Source organism: Actinoplanes sp. TFC3 (assembly GCF_001553785.1).
GTDB lineage: Bacteria > Actinomycetota > Actinomycetes > Mycobacteriales > Micromonosporaceae > Actinoplanes.
The window spans coordinates 5,471,595-5,495,636 of sequence record NZ_LOJP01000001.1; the positions used below are offsets into that span (position 1 = coordinate 5,471,595).

General features: G+C 66.7%; 15 protein-coding genes and 1 pseudogene. 13 read left to right on the forward strand and 3 right to left on the reverse strand.

Annotated features, from left to right (window positions below; translation table 11 throughout):
* Window positions 1–139 precede the first annotated feature (139 nt).
* The 11 genes from TFC3_RS24585 (at window position 140) to TFC3_RS24635 (ending at window position 16,719) form a co-directional block, all read left to right on the forward strand.
* On the forward strand, window positions 140–3,118 hold the full coding sequence (locus TFC3_RS24585) for an amino acid adenylation domain-containing protein (protein WP_067504355.1): 2,979 nt from the start codon (window positions 140–142) through the stop codon (window positions 3,116–3,118).
* The gene (locus TFC3_RS24590; protein WP_067504359.1) at window positions 3,115–4,056 is read left to right on the forward strand and encodes a kinase; all 942 of its coding nucleotides are present in this window, start codon (window positions 3,115–3,117) and stop codon (window positions 4,054–4,056) included. Before TFC3_RS24585 ends, TFC3_RS24590 begins: the two co-directional genes overlap by 4 nt.
* Window positions 4,049–5,098 carry a PLP-dependent cysteine synthase family protein gene (locus tag TFC3_RS24595; RefSeq protein WP_067504362.1) on the forward strand — a complete coding sequence of 350 codons (1,050 nt, stop codon included), beginning with the start codon at window positions 4,049–4,051 and terminating at the stop codon, window positions 5,096–5,098. Before TFC3_RS24590 ends, TFC3_RS24595 begins: the two co-directional genes overlap by 8 nt.
* Window positions 5,095–6,357, forward strand: a complete 1,263-nt coding sequence (locus tag TFC3_RS24600; RefSeq protein WP_067504365.1) for an ATP-grasp domain-containing protein — start codon at window positions 5,095–5,097, stop codon at window positions 6,355–6,357. The genes TFC3_RS24595 and TFC3_RS24600 overlap by 4 nt, the downstream gene beginning before the upstream one ends.
* Complete coding sequence (locus tag TFC3_RS24605) at window positions 6,354–7,877, forward strand: argininosuccinate lyase (RefSeq protein WP_067504368.1); 1,524 nt, start codon at window positions 6,354–6,356, stop codon at window positions 7,875–7,877. The genes TFC3_RS24600 and TFC3_RS24605 overlap by 4 nt, the downstream gene beginning before the upstream one ends.
* Window positions 7,874–9,118, forward strand: coding sequence for an MFS transporter (locus TFC3_RS24610; RefSeq protein WP_067504371.1), 1,245 nt, complete (start codon window positions 7,874–7,876; stop codon window positions 9,116–9,118). Before TFC3_RS24605 ends, TFC3_RS24610 begins: the two co-directional genes overlap by 4 nt.
* A 30-nt stretch (window positions 9,119–9,148) precedes the next feature.
* Window positions 9,149–10,081: an ornithine carbamoyltransferase gene (locus TFC3_RS24615; RefSeq protein WP_067504374.1), complete on the forward strand. Its 933-nt coding sequence runs from the start codon at window positions 9,149–9,151 to the stop codon at window positions 10,079–10,081.
* A 1,039-nt stretch (window positions 10,082–11,120) separates the two neighbouring features.
* Window positions 11,121–12,230 carry an EcsC family protein gene (locus TFC3_RS24620; protein ID WP_201787213.1) on the forward strand — a complete coding sequence of 370 codons (1,110 nt, stop codon included), beginning with the start codon at window positions 11,121–11,123 and terminating at the stop codon, window positions 12,228–12,230.
* A 167-nt stretch (window positions 12,231–12,397) separates the two neighbouring features.
* Window positions 12,398–12,694 carry a hypothetical protein gene (locus TFC3_RS24625; protein WP_067504377.1) on the forward strand — a complete coding sequence of 99 codons (297 nt, stop codon included), beginning with the start codon at window positions 12,398–12,400 and terminating at the stop codon, window positions 12,692–12,694.
* A 236-nt stretch (window positions 12,695–12,930) separates the two neighbouring features.
* On the forward strand, window positions 12,931–15,000 hold the full coding sequence (locus TFC3_RS24630) for a DUF262 domain-containing protein (protein ID WP_067504380.1): 2,070 nt from the start codon (window positions 12,931–12,933) through the stop codon (window positions 14,998–15,000).
* A gap of 858 nt (window positions 15,001–15,858) precedes the next feature.
* Window positions 15,859–16,719 (forward strand): hypothetical protein, encoded by an 861-nt coding sequence (locus TFC3_RS24635; RefSeq protein WP_067504383.1) that lies wholly within the window; start codon window positions 15,859–15,861, stop codon window positions 16,717–16,719.
* Between the two features lie 1,008 nt (window positions 16,720–17,727).
* Here TFC3_RS24635 and TFC3_RS40545 read toward each other — a convergent pair.
* Together TFC3_RS40545 and TFC3_RS24640 are read right to left on the reverse strand one after the other, a co-directional pair.
* Entirely contained in the window at window positions 17,728–18,009 is a 282-nt protein-coding gene (locus tag TFC3_RS40545) for an ImmA/IrrE family metallo-endopeptidase (RefSeq protein WP_153040485.1), read from the reverse strand.
* A pseudogene (locus tag TFC3_RS24640) lies at window positions 18,009–19,259 on the reverse strand (AAA family ATPase); the annotation flags it as partial. The pseudogene TFC3_RS24640 and the gene TFC3_RS40545, both read right to left, overlap by 1 nt.
* A 423-nt stretch (window positions 19,260–19,682) precedes the next feature.
* On the opposite strand from TFC3_RS24640, the gene TFC3_RS36220 reads away from it, so the two are divergent.
* Window positions 19,683–20,489 carry a hypothetical protein gene (locus tag TFC3_RS36220; protein WP_082772279.1) on the forward strand — a complete coding sequence of 269 codons (807 nt, stop codon included), beginning with the start codon at window positions 19,683–19,685 and terminating at the stop codon, window positions 20,487–20,489.
* An 88-nt stretch (window positions 20,490–20,577) separates the two neighbouring features.
* On the opposite strand, the gene TFC3_RS24645 is transcribed toward TFC3_RS36220, so the two are convergent.
* A complete protein-coding gene (locus TFC3_RS24645) occupies window positions 20,578–21,876 on the reverse strand; it encodes a hypothetical protein (protein ID WP_067504387.1) in 1,299 nt (432 codons plus the stop codon).
* Between the two features lie 891 nt (window positions 21,877–22,767).
* Here TFC3_RS24645 and TFC3_RS24655 point away from each other — a divergent pair.
* Window positions 22,768–23,820, forward strand: coding sequence for a competence protein CoiA family protein (locus TFC3_RS24655; RefSeq protein WP_067504394.1), 1,053 nt, complete (start codon window positions 22,768–22,770; stop codon window positions 23,818–23,820).
* The last annotated feature ends 222 nt before the right edge of the window (window positions 23,821–24,042 follow it).

A 24,042-nucleotide genomic window follows, 5' to 3' on the forward strand; every position in this document is an offset into this window, starting at 1 on the left:
GGGGAACCGCTGGCCACACGCGGGATCGAGGTCGACCGCGCCGCCGTCTGCCCGTAGTCCGCCGGCATCTCGCGCCGTCTCCGCCAGGCGCTCCGCGCCCCTCATGCCCCGGCCCCGAGGCCTCCCGGAAGGTGTCGAGATGTCCCAGTTCTCTGAGAAGACCGACGAACTGACGGCCGCCGTACGCAGCCTCGATATGGGCCAGGTCGTGGCTGCCGTGCCCGCGGGTCTGTCGGCGGAGGTTCTTCAGGAAGCGGCGGCCGGAGTGATGACCCGGCGGCCAGAGCTGCTCGCGCGCCTCGGCCACGACCCGACCGGCAGACCGGTACGCACGACGCTGCCCGCTTCACCCCTGCCATGGATTGAGCACCCCGATGCCGACGTCGACGAGGTGGCCGCCGAGGAGTGGGAGCGGGGATTCGACGTCGGAACCGGCGAGGAACCGCTGCTCCGTTTCGCCCTAGCCAAGACCGAACGCGGCGGCGAAGCCCTGATCCTGACCGCACACCGGGCGGCTCTCGACACCCCCGGCCTGCACAGCCTGCTCACCGGTCTGCTGAACCGGGACCCAGCCGAGGCCGTCGCCCGGCTGCCCACCACAGTGGATCGACCGGATCCCCATGCCGGTGCTGACGTCAGAGTCTGGCGGGCCGAGCTGGCCGGTCCCTTCGAGCCCTGTCTCCTCGGCCGGCCGACCGGCGCCACCCCACGCAGCGAGGTGCTGCCCGTCTCGTTGCCGCGAGAGACCGCCGAGCGCCTGGCAGCCCTCGCGGCCCGGCTCGGCGCGCCGGCCGTCTACCAGAGCATCTGGGCAGTCGTCTGCGCCCGGCTGACGGACCGTCGAGACGTCGTGATCGGCATGGGCGTTGACCACCTGCCGCTGCGAGTCAACCTGGCGGCACACCTCGCGATGCGCGACGTCATCCGATCCGTCACGGGCTTCCATGAGCGGGTCGCGGATCATCTCGACATCTCCGAGTCCGCCCTGCGCGATGTCGCGGGCGTCGAGTCGGAGCTGTTCGACACCGCGATGCTGGTCGACGACTGCCCGTGGGACGACGGTGTCCGGCTGCGCGAGTCCACCCGCCACGCGACCGCGGTGATCGCGCGCACCGGTGGGCCAGTTCCGTTGCTGGAGCTCGTCTATCGCAGCGACCGGTGCACCGCGGATGAGGCCCGGGCCATGGTCGCCCTGCTGTCCCGTGCGGTGCAGGCCGTCACCGCAGACGCCGGAGTGCCCGTCGGTGCTGTCGACTGGCTCGGTGATGAACTGCGCCGTGAGCTGGTGGTCGACTACAACAACACCGCTACCTCCCTGCCCGGTGGTTCCCTGCACGGCCTGTTCGCGGCCCAGGCCGCCCGCACTCCCGGCGCCGCCGCTCTGTCCTGCGCGGGCCGCACGCTCACCTACGCCGCCCTGGACGCTGCGGCGAACCGTCTCGCCCACGCCCTGGTCCGGCTCGGCGTGAGCCCGGGCGACGCGGTGGCACTCCGCCAGGACCGCTCGCTCGATTTCGTCGTGGCGGTCCTGGCCGTCCTCAAGTGCGGCGCGGCATACGTACCCCTAGACCCGCGCCAGCCTGCGGATCGGCTGCGGTGGATGATCGAGGACACCGGCGCGGACATCGTCCTCACCGATCGTGAACCGGACGAGGTCGCCTTCGCGGGTGCCGCCCGCGTACTCACGGTTTCCGCGATCGCGGCGACCGCCGCCGACGAGCCGCAGACCGCGCCGGACCTGGACGTCCACCCCGATCAAGTGGCGTACGTGATGTACACGTCCGGCTCGACCGGCACGCCCAAGGGTGTCGCGACCACCCATCGCAACGTGGCGGAACTCGCCCTCGACCCCTGCTGGGCCACCGGACGGCACAGGCGGGTCCTCGCCTACTCGCCGCTCGCCTTCGACTCCTCCACCTACGAGCTGTGGGTGCCCCTGCTGCACGGGGGCCAGGCCGTCATCGTGCCGAGCCGGCGGATCGACACCCTCGAACTGGCCCGGACGATCGAGCAGCACGACATCACTGCCGTCTACTTCACCACTGCGCTGTTCGACGCCATCGCCCAGGAATCGCCCCGTTCGCTCGCCGGCGTGCAGGAGATCTGGACCGGCGGCGACGTGTTGTCCACAGTTGCCCTGCGCCGCGTCCTGGACACCTGCCCTGGCACCACCGTCGTCCACGTCTACGGGCCGACCGAGACCACTGTCTTCTGCAGCTACGAGTCCTTCGGCACAGACCGCCGGGACGTGGCCGGGCTCAGCCTCGGCGTTCCGATGGCGAACACGGCGATGTACGTCCTGGATGCCCAGCTGCAGCCGGCCCCGCCTGGTATCACCGGCGAGCTCTACGTGGCGGGCACCCATCTGGCCCGGGGTTATGTGGGCCGGCCCGGCCTGACGTCAGAACGCTTCGTGGCCAACCCCTTCGGCCCACCCGGCACACGCATGTACCGCACCGGCGACCTCGTCCGCTGGCGCCACAACGGACTCATCGAATTCATCGGCCGCGCCGACCAGCAAGTCAAACTACGCGGCTACCGGATCGAACCCGGCGAAATCGAAACAGTCCTCCTCCACGCAGACGGTGTCGGCCAAGCAGCAGTGATCGCCCATGCTGAACGACCCGGCGACAAACGCCTCATCGGCTACGTCGTACCCAGCGAGGACTCCACCGTGGACACCACGACGCTCCGACGAACCGTCGCCGCAGCACTGCCCGAATACATGGTGCCGTCCGCGATCATCATCCTCGACTCCCTACCACTGACCGCCCACGGCAAACTCGACCGCGCCGCACTACCCACACCACGCCCGCAAAGCCAAGAAAGCGGCCGACAACCTCGAACCCCAGCCGAAGAAGCCCTCTGCACCCTCTTCGCCGACGTCCTCGACCTACCCCAGGTCACCATCGACGACAACTTCTTCCATCTCGGCGGCCACTCCCTGCTCGCCACCCGCCTCGTCAGCCGCATCCGCAAAGACCTCGGCGCCGACGTCACTGTCCGCGACATCTTCGAAACCCCGACCGTCGCCGAACTCGATGAACGGGTGGGCCGGGCCGGAACGTCAAGCCGGCCCAGGCTGCGGTCGTTTCGCCGCACGGGAGCCAGCTCATGATCCGGTACCTCAGCGGTGACGAGCCGGCGACGCTGTCGAACCGGCGCGCCGGGGTCGCATCCTCCCCCGTCCATCACGGCGAGATCCTGCAAGGGGTCTTCTGGCACGGGGACGGGCTCAGCCGGGGTCTGGTCACCCTCCCCTGCGCCATGTACGCCGTCGAGGCGACGTTCACCCCCGCGGACCGGGACCACGACGCCGGGCTTACGGTGTGGCCGAGCTGGAAGACCAAGGCGCGGCGCGCCGCCGAACTCACCCTGGCGCGAGCGCAGCTGCCGGTCCAGGGGCACCTGGCACTCTCCGGGGACGTGCCCCCGTGCCGTGGCTTCGGGTCGTCCACCAGCGATGTCCTCGCCGCGATCGGCGCGGTCACGGACGCCTTCTCCGGTACGCTGCCCGCCGCGGACCTGGCCCGGCTGGCAGTACAGGCCGAAACGGCCTCGGATTCCCTGATGTTCCTGTCGACCGCCGTGCTTTTCGCCCACCGGGAGGGTGTGGTCATCGAGGACTTCGGGCACCCACTGCCCCCGGTGCGAGTCCTCGGCTTCGGCTGCCGGCCGGAGGCCGGCGACCGGGGCATCGACACTTTGGCTCTGCCGCCCACCCGATACACCACCGACGAGATCAACCAGTTCGCCCGCCTGCGAGAGGTGCTCCGAGAAGCCGTACTGACCAAGGACGTGGAGCTCCTGGGCGGGGTCGCCACCGCGAGCACCCGGATCAACCAGCGTCACCTACCCATTCCTGCCCTCCGACGCATCCTCGCCATCGTCGAGGAGACTGGCGGGGTCGGGCTGCAAACCGCCCACAGTGGAGACATTGCGGGGATCCTCTTCGACCGGGACGACCCTGGCATCGACACCCGCATCGAACGCGCCCAGCAGATGCTGAGTGACATCGGGGTCCTAGATCAATGGAAGTTTACAACTGATGACTGAGACACAGTCGGCAGCCACACTCCCGTCCGCTCTCGAGGCCACCGAACTTCCCCGGATCATCCGGATCACCGGCAACCTCTACGCCGCGGCCTTCAGCCTGATGAAGCTCCTACCGGCGCGATACATCATCGACCGGGCCGAAGCCGAGGGCATCCTCACCCCCGGCACCCCCGTCATCGAGACGTCGTCCGGCAGTTTCGGCCTGGGCCTCGCCCTGGTGTGCCGGCCACGCGGTTATCCGCTCACCATCATCGGGGACGCGGCCATCGACGACGACCTGCGCAACCGGCTTCAGATGCTCGGCTGCCGGATCGAGCTCGTGGAGAACCAAGGAGCACCCGGCGGCATCCAGGGCGCACGCCTGGCCCGGGTCGCCGAACTGCGGCGGGAGCTTCCCGGGAGCTTCGTCCCCGGCCAGTACGACAACCCCGCCAACCCGGCGGCCTACGCGACGGTCGGCGATCTGGTCACCCGTACGCTCGGAGCGGTGGACTGTCTGGTGGGGGCGGTCGGCTCGGGCGGCTCGACCTGTGGCCTGGCGGCCTCGCTGCGGCTGAGCAACCCCGGCCTCCACCTCGTTGGCGTCGACACCCACGGCTCGATCATCTTCGGTCCCGCCGAAGGGCACCGGGTGCTGCGGGGCCTCGGCAACAGCATCATGCCCGGCAACGTCGAGCACACGGCGTTCGACGAGGTGCACTGGGTTTCTCCCACCGAGGCCTTCCACGCCACCCATGACCTCTATCGCGAGAACGGCCTCTTCATGGGACCCACCAGCGGCGCGGCCTTCCAGGTTGCCTCCTGGTGGGCGCGGCACCACCCGTACAGCAGGACCTTGATGCTCCTGCCCGACGAGGGCTACCGCTACCAGTCGACCGTCTACAGCCGTAGCTGGCTCGCGGACAACCACATCGTCCCCGCACCTAACACCGCGGGACCCCGGCTGGTCGAACACCCGGACGAGGCGGGCGATACTTGGTCCCGGATGATCTGGGCCAGGCGCAGCTACGAGGACGCCACCGGCAGGGAGATCCCGGGATGACCTCCACCGCCGTTCTCCTGCTCATCGAGAGCAACACCACCGGCACAGGCCGGCAGTTCGCCAGGTGCGCGCGAGACCTGGGCGTCGAGCCCGTTCTGGTCACTGCCGACCCGGCCCGCTATCCGTACGTCGCCGAGGACCACCTGCGGACCGTGGTCACGGACACCTCCCGTGTGGAGGCGGTGCTCGCCGCGGCGGGTGACCTGGCCGGGCAGGCCCCGATCGCCGGCGTCACGTCCAGCTCCGAGTACTACGTGCTCCCCGCCGCGATCACCGCGCACCACCTGGGTCTGCCGGGGCCCGACGCCGACGCGGTCCGCGCCTGCCGGGACAAGGGCAGCCAGCGCCGGCTGCTCGCCGCGGCAGGCGTTCCCGTACCGCACTCCGTCCTGGCGCGGGACGTCGAAAGCGCAGTCCAGGCGGCGAACGGCCTCGGGTACCCCGTCGTCCTCAAACCCCTGCAGGGCTCCGGCAGCCTCGGCGTGCGCCTGTGCGCCAGCGCCGCCGAAACCGCCGGCCACGCCGCCGAGCTGACCTCTGCCGCGGTCAACGGACGGGGCACCCCGGTGCCGTCCGACATCCTCGTTGAACAATACGTAGGGGGTGACGAGTACTCCGTCGAAGTCTTCGGGGACATCGCTGTGGTCGTCGTACGCAAGCACCTGGGTCCGCTCCCGGGCTTCGTTGAACTCGGCCACGACCTGCCCGCCGGACTGCCCTTCGTCGACGAGACCAATCTGAAGGACTGTGCGGTGCGTGCCGTACGCGCGCTCGATCTCGGCTGGGGCGCCGCTCATGTGGAGCTGCGCATGGCCGGCGACGAGATCTGGCTGATCGAGGTGAACCCCCGGCTGGCCGGCGGGATGATCCCCGAGCTGACCCACCGGGCGCTTGGCGTCGACCTGGTCGGCGCACAGGTGCTGGCAGCGCTGGGCCGCCGCCCCACCCTCGCCGCCGGTCCCGTCCGCGGCGCGGCCATCCGGTTCCTCACGGCCGAGGCCCCCGGCACTCTCGCCGACGGGACCATGACAGCGGCGGCCCTGTCGGCGGCACGCCGGGTACAGGGCGTCCAGGATGCGGAGCTCTACGTCGCTCCAGGCACACGGGTGGCTCCCGCCACAGACTTCCGGGGCCGCCTCGGCCATGTAATCGCCGTGGCTGACCACCACATCGCCGCGGGCCTGGCGGCGGACGAGAGCAGAAAGGCTCTCGCCGAGGCCATCAACACCTTCACGACTGAGAAGGAGGAAGTGCTGTGAGCACGCACATCGCTCCCCGGCGGGCGCCGGGCACCTCGGGCCTCGACACCGGGCGGCTGCACACCGGGCTTGCCGCCGAGGCACACCGCATCGTCTACGACCAGTACCTGCCCGAGGCGCCAGGGTTGGGCGGGGACGGGCTGGGCGAGGAACTGCGCCTGATCAGCGAAGTCGACCGGGCGCACCTGGTGATGCTCAGCGAGCGCGGCATCGTGGCCGCGCCCCGGGCCGCGGCACTGCTGACAGCCATCGGTGAACTGCGCCAAGTCCACTTTGCCCCGATCCACGAGCGCCCGATGCCAAGGGGTGTCTACCTCGCCTACGAGTCCTGGCTGGTGGAACAGCTCGGTGAGGAGACCGGCGGAGTCCTGCACACGGGGCGTTCCCGCAACGACCTCAACGCCACCACGGCCCGGTTGCGGACCCGCGGCTGTTACGCCCCGCTCCTGGCGGCGGTCGAGGAACTCGCCGAGGTCCTGCTGGACCGGGCGGAAGAGTACCGGGCCGTGACGATGCCTGCCTACACCCACGGGCAGCCCGCAGTGCCCATCACCTACGGCCACTATCTCGCCGGCGTCGGTCACGCCGTCCTGCGCGGCCTGTCCGGGCTCCTGTCCGCCGGCGAAGAACTCGACATCAACCCGCTCGGTGCCGGAGCGGTCGGTGGCACCTCGGTCGCCATCGACACCCGGCGCACCAGCAGACTTCTCGGCTTCGCCGGGCCTTCCCTCAACTCGGTGGACGCCGTCGCCTCCCGAGATTTCAGCCTGCGGCTGTTGTCGGCGGCCACGGTGCTCGGCGTCGTGCTCGCGCGTGCGGCCCGCGACTTCTCGTCGTGGACCTCGGAGGAGCTGGCGCTGATCCGTCTCGGCGACGACCTGGTCGGATCGAGCTCGATGATGCCGCAGAAGCGCAACCCCTTCCTCCTCGAACACATCCAGGGAAGGGCCACCAGGAGCCTCGGCGCATTCACGGCCGCGGCATCCGCGATGGCGACAGCCCCCTATTCCAACGCGATCGCGGTCAGCAACGAAGCGATGCGCCATGTCCAGCCCGCGCTCCGGGCAACAGCCGACGCGGTGACGCTGTTGCGGCTCGTGGTCGCGGGGGCGGTGCCGGACGCCGACCGGATGACGGCACGTGCGGTGGATGGCTTCACCTCGGCGACGTACCTCGCGGAACAACTCGTCGCGTCCGGTGTGCCTTTCCGATCCGCGCACCACATCGTCGGCCGTACCGTCCTCAGCGCGCTGGAGACCTCCGGTTCGTTGACCGAGGCCACGCGGGACGTTCCCGAGATCGCCCACGTCGCCGCAGCAGATCCGAGCGGGGAGTGGCTGCAGCCCGCGCTGGTCGCCCAGGCCTGCTCGTACGGCGGTGGGCCCGGCACAGACTCCGGCGCGGCACTGCGTGAGGAACTCACCGCCTTGCGAGTGGAATCCGCTGCCCGAAGCGAACGCTGGACGACGGCGGCCCGCCACCTCGACGAGGTCGTGTCCGGACTGATCGGCGAATCATGATCGACGCGCCCGGATCGTTGACCCCCCTTCGCTACGCACCGTTCCGCTGGCTGGTCGCCGGCCGGACGGTGAGCGTGTTCGGCAGTTCGATCGCCCCCATCGCGCTGGGGTTCGCCGTGCTCGACCTCACCGGCTCAGTGAGTGATCTCGGCGTGATCGTCGGCGCCCGTGCCCTGGCGACGCTTGTGTTCGTCCTGGCCGGTGGGGTGATCGCCGACCGGATTCCCCGCCAGCTGGCGATGGTGACGGCCGGCACCCTGGCCGCGGTCACCCAGGCCGTCGTCGCCGCTCTGATCATCACGGGCACTGGCACCGTTCCGCTGCTGGTGGCGCTTGCTTTTGCCAACGGCATGGCCGGCGCGCTCGCCATTCCCGCCGCCGCGGCGCTCCTCCCCCAAACCGTGCCCCCGCCCGTGCGCCAGCAGGCCAACGGCATCAGCCGGCTCAGCTTCACCAGTGGCATGGTCGGCGGCTCGGCCGCCGGCGGCGTCCTGGTGGCACTGGCAGGCCCGGGGTGGGGACTGGCGGTCAACGCTGCCACCTTCGCCGCCGCGGCTGTCTGCTTCTCCCTCGTGCGACCGGCCGCCACCCAGGACGCGAATGCGCCAGGACGGCGCGTCCTGCGGGAGATGCGCGAAGGATGGACGGAGTTCGTCAGCCACAGTTGGCTCGTGGGAGTGGTCGGCGCCTCCGTGGTCATCAATGCGGTCTTCTACGGCGCCCTGATGGTGCTGGGACCCGCGGTGGCCGATCAGACGATCGGCCGCAGTGCCTGGGGACTGGTCCTCGCCGCCTGGGCCGCCGGTATGGCCGTCGGTGCGGTGATCGCCATGCGCCTGCGGGTGCGCCGGCTGCTGCTGGCCGGGGTGGCCGGCATGGTCCTCATCGTCCCGCTCATACTCAGTCTCGCCCTGGTCCCGCAGGTGCTGACGCTGCTGGTCGCCGCCGCGCTGCTCGCCGGCACCGGCTTCGGGCAGTTCGGCGTCGCGTGGGAGACCACCATGCAGGAGAACATTCCATCCGACAAACTCGCCCGGGTCTATTCCTACGATCTGCTCGGAAGTCTCGTGGCCATGCCAGCCGGCCAGGTAGCCGCCGGCCCCGTCGCCGAATCCGTGGGCACCAGGACCGCGCTGCTGTGCGCCGCCGGCATCCTGGCACTGACAGTGGGCGCCATGGTCGCCCACACCGGCATACGCAGAGTGGAACACCGACCGGTCACCTCACCTGCCGATGAATAGCCACCCTTCAGAAAGGCTTGTCACCCCACCATGCGCAGCCTGATCTCCCTCACTGACCTCAACTCCGCCGAGCTCGGCTACCTGGTGGCCCGCGCCGTCCACCTCGGCCGCAACGGCGTCCGGGCCACCAGCCTGGCCAACCGGGCCGTCGGAATCTACTTCAGCAAGTCCTCCACCCGGACACGCACGTCGTTCTGGGCCGGCGCCACCCGGCTCGGCGCCCACTCCATCGCCTACGGACCCGACGATCTCCAGCTCGTCACCGGCGAGACGCTCCCGGACACCGCCCGGGTCCTGTCGCAGTACCTCGACGCTCTGGTCGTACGGACCAACGGCCCGATCGGGGACATGCGCAGCCTGAGCGAAAACGCCGCACTACCCGTCGTCAACGCTTTGAGCGACTGTGAACACCCCACTCAGGCGATCGCCGACCTGACCACGATCGTCGAGGAGTTCGGTTCCCTGGCCGGACGGCACGTGCTGTGTGTCGGCGAGGGCAACAGCTCAGCCACGGCACTGGCGTACGCCGCCGCCCTCACCCCCGGACTGCGGCTCACCCTGCTGTGCCCGGACGGCTACGGCTTCCCCGGCCATGTCCTGGCCAGGGCCGAACGACTGGGCGCGGGCCACGCCCAGGTAACACAGCACACCGACATCGAACAGGTCACGGGAACGGTGGACGCCATCTACACGAGCCGCTGGCAGACCATGGGCGTCGCGAAGGAGGACCCCGGCTGGCTGAGGGCGTTCGAGGGGTTCCGCATCGATGAGGACTTCGTCGCCAAGGTGGCCTCTCCCCACACCGTGTTCCTGCACGACCTGCCCGCAGTCCGTGGCCAGGAGGTGAGCAACGACGTGCTCGACGGCGCGCGCAGCCGGGCCTGGCGCCAGGCACACCACAAGATGACGGCGGCCATGTCGGTGCTGGAATGGTGCATCACCGGCACCGAGCACACGCACTGAATCAGGCCGTCATCGGAGGCCGGCTCCGGGTCAGCGTGTTCGGTGCCCGCCTCCACGCTCGGTCGCGCCCAGCGCATCGGCGTGTCCGGCCGGTCCGCCACAGCTGGACCTGGTCGGCGTACCTGCGGTGGAAGACGTGGGACGTGCGACTGACCGCGGGGATACTGCGCGGCGCGCTTGCACGCGTAGCCCTATTCAGCCCCGCCGGCGGCGCGCCGGCATGTGCCAGGGGCGGAGCGCCCTCGGGTTCGCTGGTGCGCATGATCGTTTCACCGGTCTACTCCGCTCGCGCCTCGGCTGACCAAGGCGCCGTCGCGTGTCGCAACTGCCAGCCATCGCCGGGGGATTTCCCTCGTCTATGACATGTGCGGCGGCTTCCTGAACGACCCTCAGGCGTTCAGACCGGAGGTGCCAGACTCGTGTACGTTCGAGGTTGAGCAAATCTATATTGTCACCCATCGATCCTCGTCCAGCGCCCTCCCTAGCTTGTCACCAGTCGTCACAGATAGTCTCTGGCCTGCGCAGGCGCGACCGTCCGCTGATCAACGTCTGCCGCCAGTCGTCCCCCGTTGGCATGAGTTTTCGGGGGATAAACGGGGGGCAGGGCAGGACCGGTCCACCGCCGCCGTAGCGAACCGCCGAACCCGACAGCGTCGCACCTGCGCGGCCGTCGGCTTTCAGACCTGCCGTAGGGTCGCTGACGGCCTGGCGTGCGTCAGTGTCGGCGGCGAATACTCCGTGTCCCGCCGCCTATCCGCAAGGCCGCGAACCGCTCGTTTTCAGACCCCTGGACCTCGCCTAATGGCAGATGCCCGGCGCTGGCAAACACCAAGGCGCGCGGATGAGAGAGGTTGACGTTGAGCAGCCGAGGAGAACCAAAGACACTTCGCATCGACAAGGCCAGCCCCGGCCAGGTTGTCGGTCACGCCGACGGATAGGGCGATTCGTAGACGTGTGTTTGGGTCAAGGCCGATTGCACTAACGTCGCTCAGCCGACTACCTGATCAGAAGCAGCGTTGTCGTCACTAACCTGGTCAACATGGCTGAACCCTCGGAGTACGAGCTCGCGGCATGGCGTGACATCCAGCGGTTCAAGGGTCGGCCCCTGTCGGCCGCGATGCGCAGCGTCGGCGAGGGCGTCTCCAACGGTGCCGCAGCACTTGGTCGGCGTGCGACGACGTATCTGGAGAATCACCCGGGAGCCCAATCAGCGGTGTCGCGGGGGCGCGGCATCGTCTCCAAGGGTGCGAGCGCCATCGGCACCGGGGCCAGCAAAGCCGCCGGCGTCCTGCCCACCAGCGCGGCGGACTGGAGCGGCACGGCTCTGGGTTCGGCCCAACGCACGGTCTCGAAGATTTCACGGGCGGGGCTCTCCCCCACACAGGTGGTGAAACGCCACCAGAAGCGCGGGCACGACGTCACCAAGCTTTCCGACCTGCGGCGCCTCGACCTCGAGCAGATCCATGCGGTCCGCGGGAGGGCATTGAGCTGGTACTACCCGGCTACCGCCGCAGGATCAGGAATGGTCGCGGGCCTGGTGATCTCTGGCGGCGAGCTGGCTACCGCAGTCTCCGGCGGCGCCGCGGCGGCGCCGTCGGGAGGTGCCATCTTCGGTGCCTTCGCCGGCGACGCCGCGATCGTTCTCGGCCTGGCATCACGTGCCGTCGGCCACGTGTCGCTGCTCTACGGCTACGACCCCGAGGAGCCCGCTGAGAAACTCTTCGTGCTGTCCGTCGTCAACGCCGGAACGGCCGCGTCTACCAGCGCGAAGAACGCCGCCTTCGCCGACATCTCGCGACTCACCCAGGCCCTCGTCCGCGGTAAGACGTGGAAAGTTTTGAACGAGTCGGTCGTCGCCCGGATCGCTAAACAGTTCGCTGAGGCGTTCAGCCACAACCTCACCAAGAAGAGCCTCGGCAAAATTGTGCCGGTCGCCGGAGTCCTGGTAGGCGGCACCCTCAACTGGACCACCCTGGAGGGAATCGTCGACACCGCCGACATGGCGTACCGGCGGCGGTTTCTCCTGGACAAGTACCCACAGCTGCGTGACGAGGAGCCGCTCGAAGCGTTCGTCGTCGACGACACGGACGACGATGGATTCAGCGTGCTCGACCAGCTCGCCGAGGAGGGCGAGCCCGACCTGCCTTGATTCAGAAGTTACGGCATGATGCGTTCGCGTAGAACGGCCCAGCGGTGATGCGCTAGACGCTCCTCGTGCTGGAGCCGCGCAGCGGTTCACGCGGCACACCAGGGCGAGAACGAGAACAAGTAAGAGTGTTGCCTCAATGCGCAATGAAGAAAGTCCTACGCGAGCGCATGAAGGAGCCGTTCGGCATGGACATCGGGCCTCGGGTGCAGTACCACTCTGAAGTGGACTACGCATGGTTCTTCGTTCTGGTTGGAGCCGCCGTCGGTGCCGTGCTGATCGTCTGGGTGCTGCCGGGCCGTAGGCCCAAGTACTTGTTGACCTTTAGTATGTTCATCGCGGCAGCCGTGCTCATGTCGGTCGTATCTGGTAGTGGTCTGTGGTCCTGCGTCTCTCTCGGCCTGGCCGCGCTCACGGTCGCAGCGAAGTTTGAGGCACGGAAGTCTCGACGTCTGTCGCCAGGCTAGGAGCCGCAAGTCGGTCGACAGACCCGACTCTGCCACGGCGTAGCCACACCAAGTACCTACATATTGGCTGCACGCGCCACGGCCTCAGTTCGGGTGCCGGTAGGTTCCCGATCAGGGTCGCATCGCATGCTGGCGGCGTACTCGGCCGCGCGGTGCCAGAACGACATTCTGTCCTCGCCGCCCAGCCCCACGTTACCGGTTCGCCGAGCACTAATAGCACTGCATGAGGAGTACGCGTGAAGGCTAACGAGACGACGATTCGTAACCTGCTTCAAGGCGAAAGGCAGTATGTCGTCCCGCTCTACCAGCGGCGTTACAGCTGGAAGCGCCGTGATCTGGCGCAGTTGTGGGCTGATCTCACGCGAGTGGTCGAGGCGGGCGGCACCCACTCCCATTTCCTGGGCTCGGTCGTGCTGGCTCCATCGCCCACGAACACGCCGGCCGGCGTGCAGAGCTGGCTGGTCGTCGACGGACAGCAACGGCTGACCACATTGGGCATCTTGCTCTGCGCCATCCGCGATCATGTCAGAGACACCGATTCCCGACTCGCGGCCAAGATCGACGATCTCTACCTATTCAACAAGTACGCCTCCGGCCCCGACCGTTACACGCTGCTGCCTACCAAAGCGGACCGGTCGGCCTGGATCGCGTTGATCGAACGCGCACCCGACGCCGGCGGCGAGGACCGCATCGGCGAGGCGTACCGCTACTTCCGGGCGGCGCTCCTGCAAGCGGACGACCCCGACGACGAACACGACATCGTCCGGTTAGAGCAGGCCGTCGCCGGACAGTTGAGCATCGTCGAGATCGCTGCACACGCCGACGACAACGTGCATCGGATTTTCGAGTCCCTTAACTACACCGGTCAACCACTCACCCAGGCCGACCTGCTACGCAACTACCTGTTCATGCGGTTGCCGAACCGGGGCGACGACGTCTACGAACGGCAGTGGCTACAGCTGCAGGAATTGCTGACTGACAAGCAGCTCGAGCAGCTCGTCTGGCTCGACCTCGTGCTGCGCGGTGATGACCGGGCAACCCAGGAGTCGATTTACCAAGCCCAGCAGGAACGCCTCAGACAGCTACCGGACGAGGCCGCGATCGAGCAGTGGATCGTCGACCTGCACCACAAGGCGCGACTGTTCCGCAAGATCCTCAACCCACAGCACGAGACCGATCCTAAGCTGCGCCAGGCCCTCGATCGGCTCGACCGCTGGGGCGTCGCCGTAGTCCACCCCGTCGCCTTGCACGTCCTGCTCGCTCACCACGCCGACCAGCTCACCGCTGGGGAGGCTGCGGCCGCTCTGCGCGTCGTTGAGAGCTACTTGGTCCGGCGCACCCTTGTCGGCCTGTCCAGTTCCAATAACAACCGGCTGATGATGTCGCTGGTCAAGGATCTCGGTGAACAGGTCCCGTCGGCCAAGGCCATCGTCCGTGCTTTGTCCGGACCTCGGAAACGCTTCCCCACCGACGAACATGTGCGTGACGCCGTACTGGCCAACAGCTTCTACTGGCTCGGCCGCGGACCTCAACGCGCCTACATCTTGCGCTGCATCGAGGAAGACCACCGCCACGGCGAACCCCTCGACTTCGATAAGGCCAAAGTCACCATCGAACATGTCTTGCCGCAGTCCCCCACCGAGGAGTGGAACCAGATGCTCCTTGCCGACCTACGCGACGGTGAAACCGTCGAGGAACTTCACAGCTCGCTGGTTCACACTCTCGGCAACCTGAGCCTAACCGCTTACAACTCCAAGCTGTCCAACGACGGTTTCGCCGCGAAGAAGCAGATCCTCGCCGACAGCGGCCTCGCCATGAACCGGGACCTCGCCCGCGCCGAACGCTGGGGCCGCCCCGAGATCCACGCCCGCGGCCGGACACTCGCCGAACGCATCACCAAGATGTGGCCCGGACCTGACGAGACCGTCGCAACCACACCACTGACCCCCCGTTGGGCGCTCATGAACCAGATCCTCGCGAGCATCCCCGCCGGCAGATGGACTAGCTACTCCGACATCGCCGAGGTCATCGGCTCACACCAAGTCGCCGTCGGCGCCCGCCTCGCCGCTGTCCAAGTCCCCAATGCCCACCGCGTCCTCAAACTCCACGGCGCCATCTCACCCGAATTCCGCTGGCCCGACCCCGAACGCCAAGACGATCCCAAGACCGTCCTGGAAGCCGAAGGCATCCGATTCGACCAATGGGGCCGTGCCGCAGCCGACCGAAGAATGACCGCCAACGAACTCGCTGAAGCCGTCGGGCTCGACACCGACGGCCCAAGCTCAGCGGTAGGTGACGCCGTCTGAAGCTGTCGCCGACTGGCGCGTGGGCCTACTCCTCGTCGGCTTCCGGGTGATCCACCGCATTGATTTGCGATAGATCCGGTTTGACCGGAGCAGGGGTAGGCATCGGGCCCAGCCCAATCTGCTCGAGCGCATCGTGCAACGTTCCTCGCAGTTGGGAGGCAGCATCTCGCTTGGCCTGAAGGTAGGCGAGCTGCGCAGCAGCGCCTCCAGCCGAACCTGCGTTTTCGTATCCGCCCCAGACCTCTACCCAGTGGTAGTTCCCGCCGCTGTTGTCGATGCGCGCTACTCAGAAAACCTTGCCACGCTTGCGCACGGTCCAATACGTACCGTCAGCGGTGTAGTTCGTGTAAGCCATAAGTCTACGCTAGACGTAACATCGAAAGCTGCAGATACCACGAAAGCTCCGAAAGCTCGACGGACGGACGCTATCGGTGTTCCTACGCATCCGGTATGCCACCCCGTTGGAGGTCAGCCTCACCGACGGGCACCAGCCTTGCCCACGAGGTCCAACGACGACCCTTCACCGATGAGGCATCGAATTGCCGCCACCAGGACTACATCACCGCCGGCCTCACCGACATCTGGCTCTGGCATCCGCGCATCGGCGTGCCCAGCATCGTGAAGCGGGTGAGCTGGACGCTGCCGATGCCTCCCTGTGGGTGGGGGTATGCCTTGGTCCTGAGCGGGCACGATGCTGCCTGCGGTGCGGGCAACGGGCGGTGCGGTGAAGCAGTGGACCATGACTCGGCCGCGGGATCTGCCAGTAGCCGGGCGGACAGTGCGGCTGCGCTGGCGCACGGATAAGTTGGTACGGCGCAACTGGGCGTAGCCGCATCACGACGAAAGGGGAATTCACGGGTGCCCAAGATCAGCTTTGCCGGGGTCACCGCAGCCTCGCTACAGATTGACGACCCGAAGGTGCTCGACCGAGCAAAGAACTCCCCCGAGGTGCACATTGCGTTGCAGATGCTTCGACCCCGGAACTGGTGGGGTGCAGGGATAAGCCCAAATACCCTCCAGCAGCTCTCCCGGGATGACGGCATTCCGGTCGCATGGGTGCCGCCAACCGCAACTTTGAATGATCTCGCATCGGCCGCCAACTCGACTGCCCGTAGCGCGGTACTCCTCGCCCACGAGGGCGCAATCGTCGACGACTGCGTAGAAGCGCTGTACGCATGCGTCCATCCGTGGCTGGCCGACGAAGCCGCTCTTGCCCACCGGGCGTTGAGCGCCTACAAAGACGGGCACTATGAAGCCGCGATGGCCTTGGCCATTGCGCTCGGCGAACCTCTGGCCAAGTGGTGGTCAGTACCTCAACTACCCGACTCCTTCGACACCGAGGAGCATCGACAGGCGTTGCAGGCCACGTTCGACGCCGAGAAAGATGCCGCGAAGGCAGCGGGTCGTAAGCTGCATTCCACCTATCAGCTTGCTCGGGCACTGCTCGACAAGCCCGGCATTGACCCGTCACGGTTGGCGTTCCGGTGGCAGATCGTCGCCGCCCCAATCCCCAAATTCTTCACCCCCTGGCGCGACGGCAAAGATCTGCCCCCGGACGACCTGTCCCGGCACGTGATAGCGCACAGACCGACTGTCGTGCACATGAACCGCCGCAACGCCTTGGTCGCCCAGATGCTCGTCACCTCGCTGCTACGTGAGTGGCAGCACTGGGCTGAGCGCCTTCAAGACTTGCAGGATCTGGCGACTGAACCTGAATAGCGCCTGCGCCCCTTCCATGTTCTTCATGAGTATGGGCGCGGCATCCTCGCGGAGACCCCAGGTCCTCCAATGTCGGCTGTCCGTCAAATTGAGCATGCCTAGACCACGTTGGTGCAGTCATCAACGAGCATGACTTCAGCGCAGACGTGCCGCAGACCCTCGTTCACTGGTTGCCGCCGAGCTGGCTGCCTCGGAGTGCGAGAGCGGCGTGAACTTGGGCAAGAAGGGCGAAGTTGTGCATTCTCGCCAGCTCGCGGTCGGGGTAAGCGTTGTCGTCCACGGTTGCGTGAATCGACTGAGCCATGGCCACGAGTCTCTCGGCTTGGGCGGCGTGTTCATCGGGTGTTATGGATTCACTCTTGCAGAGCCACCGGTTCGGCGAACAGCCCCGCGCTCTCGTGGAAGCGGGCTGATACACCGCGTCTGCGGCGGACGCAAACCTCGACGAGAGGCCTACAACGCTCACACGTATGAGGACGACGCACCGTCCGGTCGACCCTCCACGGCTGGCTCATGGACTAGCGGACGACAGTCGCTGACCCTTCATGCTCGGACCACTGCGTAACGATGACAAGAGTCGACAACCTACGCTCCTCGACCATCGCCCTCTCTAGTGTGTCACTAGTCGTCACAAGTGATCGCTGACCTGCGCAAACGCGGCTACCCGCTGCTCAACATTTGCCGCCAGTCGTCAGCCGTTGGCATGGGTTTTCGGGGGGTAAACGGGGGGCAGGGCATGGCCGGACCGGGCCACCGTCCGCCACAGCGAACCGTGAACCCGGACGGCGTCGTACCTGCGGGGCCGTTGGTCGTCAGACCTGCGATAGGCATGGATTAGCTGTATGCACGCTACGTTCGCCTCCGTTGGCGGTTACTTCAACCACCTTGGCCTGCGCCGATCGCTTCGGCTACCGCTTGCGGGAAACTGCCATGGTCTTGCTCGACGACTCTGAACGACACTGCCACGGCAGCGCCGCCGCTTCCCGGGGCGCGGCTGCGTGTACCGCGTCAGCGTGAACGACCCGTCGCGACCTGCTTGGCTACGCCAGTTGTGTTGTACCGGAACCGAGCCATCTCCACGGTGACTGAGTAATTTTCAGCGATGGCGTCGATGCTGGCCCCGCGGCGGGCGGCAGAGATGAGCAGGTCGCGCGGAAGCAGGAGCGTTCCGCCGAGCGCGGTCGCTTCTTCCTCCTCGTCCGGCTTGCAGGTTCTGAAAGGCATGCCAGCGAGCTCTCGGACCTCGGACAGGTCGTGTTCCAGGATGATGTGGGCGAGCTCGTGGGCGATGTCGCTGTTCTGCCGGCCCCCGCCGGGCCGCGGTGCATCGGCGCGAGGACCTGCACGTCACGGCGCGGGTCGAGCCCGAAGCGTTTAGCGATCCGGGTGCACGCCACGTCGACGGTCAGCGCGGCGGTGGCTTCGGTGTCGTCACAACCGAAGAGGAAGAAGTCGCTCATGCCCTGCAGGATCGGTGGTCGGCCGGCGTTGATCCGGTGGGCGTTGCTGACCACCCCGGAGTCGGCGGCCTGCCGGAACACCTGGGTGAGCCGGACCCGGGGAACCGTGTCCGCGGCGAGCAGATCCCGCAGCACTTCCCCGGCGCCGACGGAAGGGAGCTGATCGACGTCACCGACCAGTAGCAGATGTGCCCCGGGCGGGACGGCCTTGATGAGCTTGTTGGCCAGGATCAGGTCGAGCATGGACGCCTCGTCCGCCACCAGCAGGTCCACGTCGAGGGGGGTGTCACGGTCGTAGGTGGGTTCGCCGCCGGGTTGTAGTTTCAGTAGCCGGTGCACTGTCGCGGCGGGTTGGCCGGTCAGTTCGGCGAGGCGTTTCGCGGCCCGTCCGGTCGGGGCGACGAGCATGATCTTCGCCTTCTTCGCGGCGGCCAGTTCGACGATCGACCGCACGGTGAAGCTCTTCCCGCAGCCGGGCCCGCCGGTAAGCACGGCGACTTTCGACGTGAATGCCAGCCGGACGGCCTGCTGCTGTTCCGGGGCGAGGTCGGTGCCGGTGCGCTTCTTCAGCCAGGTCAGTGCTTTGTCCCAGTCGACGCCGGTGAACTGGGCCATCCGGTCCGCGCGGTCGCCGAGCAGCCGCAGCACCGAACCGGCCAGGGACTGTTCGGCGCGGTGGAACGGCACCAGGTAGATCGCCGGAACCGGCCCATCAGGGCTGGGCAGGCTTTCACGGACGACGCCTTCCTCACCGACCAGATCATCGAGGCAGCGGATGGTCAGCTCGGCGGGTACGTCGAGGATCTTCACCGCGTCGGCGACCAGTTGGGGGGTGGGCAGGTAGCAGTGGCCGTTGTCGGTGGCCTGCGACAACGTGTACTGCAACCCCGCCATGACCCGCTGCGGGCTGTCGTGCGGGATCCCGACAGCCTGCGCGATCGTGTCAGCAGTCTTGAACCCGATCCCCCACACCTCGGCGGCAAGCCGGTACGGCTCGTTCTTCACCACGCTGATCGAGGAGTCTCCGTACTTCTTGTAAATCCGCACCGCGATCGAGGTGGACACCCCCACGCCCTGCAGTTGAGACGGCGTCCATCGGCTCATTGCCGAGCGGCTTTAACAGAATCGCAGATTTCGTTTCTTAGGCAGACCCCGGAGGCGTTGTTGCAACGTGATTCTCGCCTATCCCAATATACCTATGCTGTTAAGGGTGAGGATGAGCAGGGTAAGGGATACACCGAACGTGGCCGTTCCACGAATCATGCATGCCGGAACTTGTTGCCCGTCTAGACGATAAAGAATGGCTCCCAACAGGCCAATGATTATTGCCGTCAAGACTGCTGCAAATAGGACGAGCAGCTTGACCGTGAGTGACGTGTTCATTTACGGCCCTTCGCAAGTCGAGCTTCTGATGGGTTCTAGCTTGAGATCCTTCTCGCGAAGTCGCTATCATTCAGGACTACCTCAAAACTACTCAGGACAAAACCAGATTACGAGGGCGGCATGGGCCGACGACCGAAGCAACTCAAGCCGGACGATCCACTGCACGCGTTTGCCATCGAGCTCAAGACGCTGCGAGACAGTGCCGGGCCAGCAGGCAGCAGCAAAGCGACTTGCGCCGCCGCAGGGATCAATCGGACGACCTACTACGCATGGCTGGCCGGCGGACAGCTTCCTGGCCTAGATGCACTAGAGCTGACGGTGAAGGCATGGGGTGGCAGCCCCGCCTACTGGATCGAGCGTCGAAGGCACACAGAGACGGCGTTAGCCGCCGTGGCCGCCGAGAGGATCGCGAAGACGCGGATACGACCAGCGCAGGACGCACGGAGGCAGGAGCCCGTACCGGTTCGACCGCAGCGACAGCTTGACGGGCTTGCGCCGCCTAGCCACAACGTGGCGCGCGGTGCACGCATACACGAGGCACGCGAGCTGCTGAATCGTATGGGTTTTGACGAGCAACGATCGAACGAAAGATCTGCTTATGTGCTTCTCGCCCTGCTGGCACTGGGACCAGAAAAGTCTTGGGATCAGGCGCAGATGCCCGCCCTCGGCGTACGATCCATTATGCATTGGATCACCGAAAATTACGGCAAAGTTTACGCCGCGAACTCCAGAGAATCTGTCCGCGCGTTTACGCTCCGCCAATTTCTCGACGCCGGCCTCATTGTGGCTAACCCCGACCGACCGAACCGGCCAGTCAACTCGGCGCGGTGGTGTTTCCAGATTAAACAGGAGCATTACCCGTTACTCTCCTCGTACGGCAAAGAAGATTTCGATCAGCTTGTCAGTGAGTTCAAGCTGCTTGAATGAAACAGAGTGGTCGATGTCTGGCGGAGCGCATCATTCTGCCGCCGAGAACGCGCGTTCAAGTCGGCGGCTTCTTGCGTCTGATGGCGGCTTAGTGGACCCAGATGCCGTTTGGTGAGACGCGGCGTGCGAGCCGCTGGCCGGCAGGGCTGAGAGGTGTCGACCATGACAGTTCGGATTGCGGGCAGCCAGCCGACTCTGCGAGCGCTTGGACGAGTGCACTGCCGACTGCTTTGCCCCGGTGCACGGCGGCTGTCCAGATGAGGTCGATGGAGGGCCGGGTGGTGGAGTCGTCGCCGGTGTAGGGGTCGTCCGGGTCGAGGGTCCACCGCCGGTGATGGTCGCGGTCTTCGGCAACGAGGTAGCCGATGATGTATCGCTGGAAGCGGAGTAGGTAGGCGCGGCGGTTGGTAAGGCTGGGTTTCGCCTGGTCGCCGACTTCCCATGTCGTGAAGTCGTAGCCGTTTTCCCGTTTGGGCGCAAGCGCTATCTTGGCAACTAGGCGGCGCCAGGCCACGCCCGACTGCGGGGTTACCAAGGCGATGTTGCCATGCTCCCAGTTGATGTTCCCCGGGATCGGTAGACCGATGGACCACAACTCGTGTTGTGCTTCGTGACGACCGATCCCGAACTCGGCGAAGGCGTCGCGGAACCCACAGGGGCAATCCACAGTTGGTCGGACCTTGACCTGTCGGAACACTACGGGGCTCACGTCATCGCTGCGACCCTGATCCCGGATACGGTCTTCCAACGGGCGCCACGGGCCGTCCGTCTGGGGCACGCGGCTCCAGCGGTCTGGCCGATCGACGTACTCCTCGGGAAAGGCGGCGCGGCTCAGTTTTTCGATGCGAGAAAGCTGGGGCCGGATCCAGACCCCGGAAGGTGTCGCTCGGCCGTTGAGCCGAAGTCCCTGGTGGTGTGCTTTCGCACGCAAGAAGCGTAGGAAAGTATGCGGCCGAGCGTCGAAGTCCACCCCGCGCCGCAGTTGCCGCTCGCCCGGCAACAACCAGTCGCCGATCGGTAAGGCCAGTCGGGAGGCCAAGGCGTCAAGCTTCGAACCGTTACGCTCTTCTTCAGCTGAGCGGAGGGCGTCGACTGTGTCGTCCACATATGGGAACGGCATGAACAGGGTGATGGTGCGGTCTCCGCCACCCCACAGAAAGTTGCCGGTATAGCCGTCCAGGTAAATCCGGTCCATGGCCGCGGACCGCAGCTTGTCGGCTGCCTCTACGATTTCCGCTGGGAGAGCGGACGCTTCGGGCCCGTGGACATCGACGTAGCCGTCACGGTCCAGTTCCACTACCACGTACCACCGCGCCGGCCGGATCGAGATCTTGCGGCTGCGCCATGAAAACGGTGGTGGATCGAGAAAGATGACGTCCTCGGCCATCGCGCCTCCCATTACCGTTACTTAACGCCGACCGCTGCGCCACCGGGCATCTCTCCAGCTCTATGTGATGCCGGGACGCGGCGCGCGGCGTCGCTCGGCCCTATTGCTCTCAGCCGTGCCACGGCTCCGGGTACCGCGATACGAGGCGGCCACCGCCGGCGCCCAACGCATCCTCGGCGAGCTCGTCCCAGTCGGAATACCTGAACCACCTTTTGCCCAGTAGGTGGATTGTCCAGCCTGCAAGGTCACGGAAGGTCAAGATCCGATCGAGTTCGATGGCGTAGGCGTCGCCGCGCGACCCGGGGTCACAGGCAGTGTGGGTGACGCGCCAGCGTGCCGGACCTGGGCGGGTACGGAGGTTGTCGCCCGTCATATTTTCGGTGGCCGGGTGTTCTGCTTCCCATGCTGCCGTCTTCTGCTCGCAGCGCGCGACCTCGTCGTTGTCGACCCACAGATACCCATCATCTGGGGGGACGTTCTGAGCGCACAGGTCGCACACCGCTCGAAGATCCGGTTCTAGCTCAGTCACAGCACTCCCCATATGCACGACGGCGTCCCATCGACGATGGTAACCGCGTACTAAACGGCCGGGGACCTCGCAGGCTGGACCAGCACCCACCAGACATAGCCGTTGCGAAGGCGGCAACGAGCGGAGATACTGGCTGAGCCCGTCGACAACGACATACATCACTTTGAATGAGTGACGGTCGACCCGCGCTGACGGCCACGGAGCCTGAGCGGGCGATCCCGAGCCGTTGAACGGCTCATACACAGGTCATCGACCTTCTTGCGATGACGGGCAACTCATTTCGCGTACGACTCACGCGTCTTGTCATGCCACCCGCCGGGGCTCTGCCGCGCGGGCCCGTCTCGCACGAAGGAACCGAACTCATGGGCGACCTGTCGGTCGTCGGCTTCGACACGCGCACCGGCCGCAGTGTCCATGTCGACGACGCACCCAAGCACGTCTGGAACCAGCACGGGTACGGCGGAACCGCCCCCCTAGTGTGCTGGCACTGCTTCCACGGCGATGAAGCACCACCCGGCACCCTCGTACCGTTGCAGTGCCGCGGCGGCAGGAAGTACGGCAAGGTCAGGACTCACTTCGCGCACCCTCCGGGCATGGCACCGGCCGGCGGCCACCACCCCGAAACCTTGTGGCACGCCAACGCCAAACAGACCCTCCTGCGATGGGCCCGCCAACAGCCCGGAGTCGCCGACGCGGTCACCGAGTATCGGACCGCGGACGGGCGACGCCGCACCGATGTCGAAGTCAGCCTCACCGACGGCACCCGACTCGCCCTCAAGGTTCAACAACAGCCACTTACCGATGAGGCATGGACCCGCCGCCACCAGGACTACACCGCCGCCGGGCTCACCGACATCTGGCTCTGGCACTCCCGCCTCGGCGTACCCGGCATCGCCCGCGACGAGCCTCAATGCCACTGGCGACTCGCCGCCGACCTCAACGCCATCGGTGTTCCCCTGGCACGGCCACACGGCTTCGACGGGGCCTGGTGGATGCGACCCGACCACCGCGTCCGCGCCCTGCATTACCCGCCATGCGCGGGAGACCCGACAGAAGTGCGATGGACCGCCCTCGCCGACTTCACCGCCGGGCCAACCGGCCTACTGCTCCCCGCGACATTCATCGCCGAACTACGCGACGCCACCGCAGCGGTCGCGCGGAAGGCCGACAGAATCCGGCAACGACACTCAGCCCCACCGACGCCAAAGCGACCAGCCCTACAAGGCGGACGAGTCAACTTCGGACGAGTCAACCCACCAGCCGTGCACGATCTCCGCGTTCACGAAGTCCACCGCATCGACGCCCTACCCCCGAACGCAGATCCAGAGCTACGGCGCTACCGCTGCCAAGTCTGCAACTGGGTAACCGGCGACGTACTCAACGACGGCATCCATAAGCTCGTCGAGTGCCGTTGAGGACGACGAGCCGAGACGGCGACGCCCCGATCCCGAGCTGCTCGTTTCAGATTGCTGCGCCATGCCCGGCACCTCAGACTTAGCTCTCAGGGTGGACAGACTACGCTCGCCGACCGCCCTGGCCACCGAAGACCTGTAGAAGTAACTCCAGTCCCGACAGCTCTTGGTCGGATCCCCGGGAGGACATGCCCGAGGTTCGAGGCTGGCCCTTGGCGACTGGGC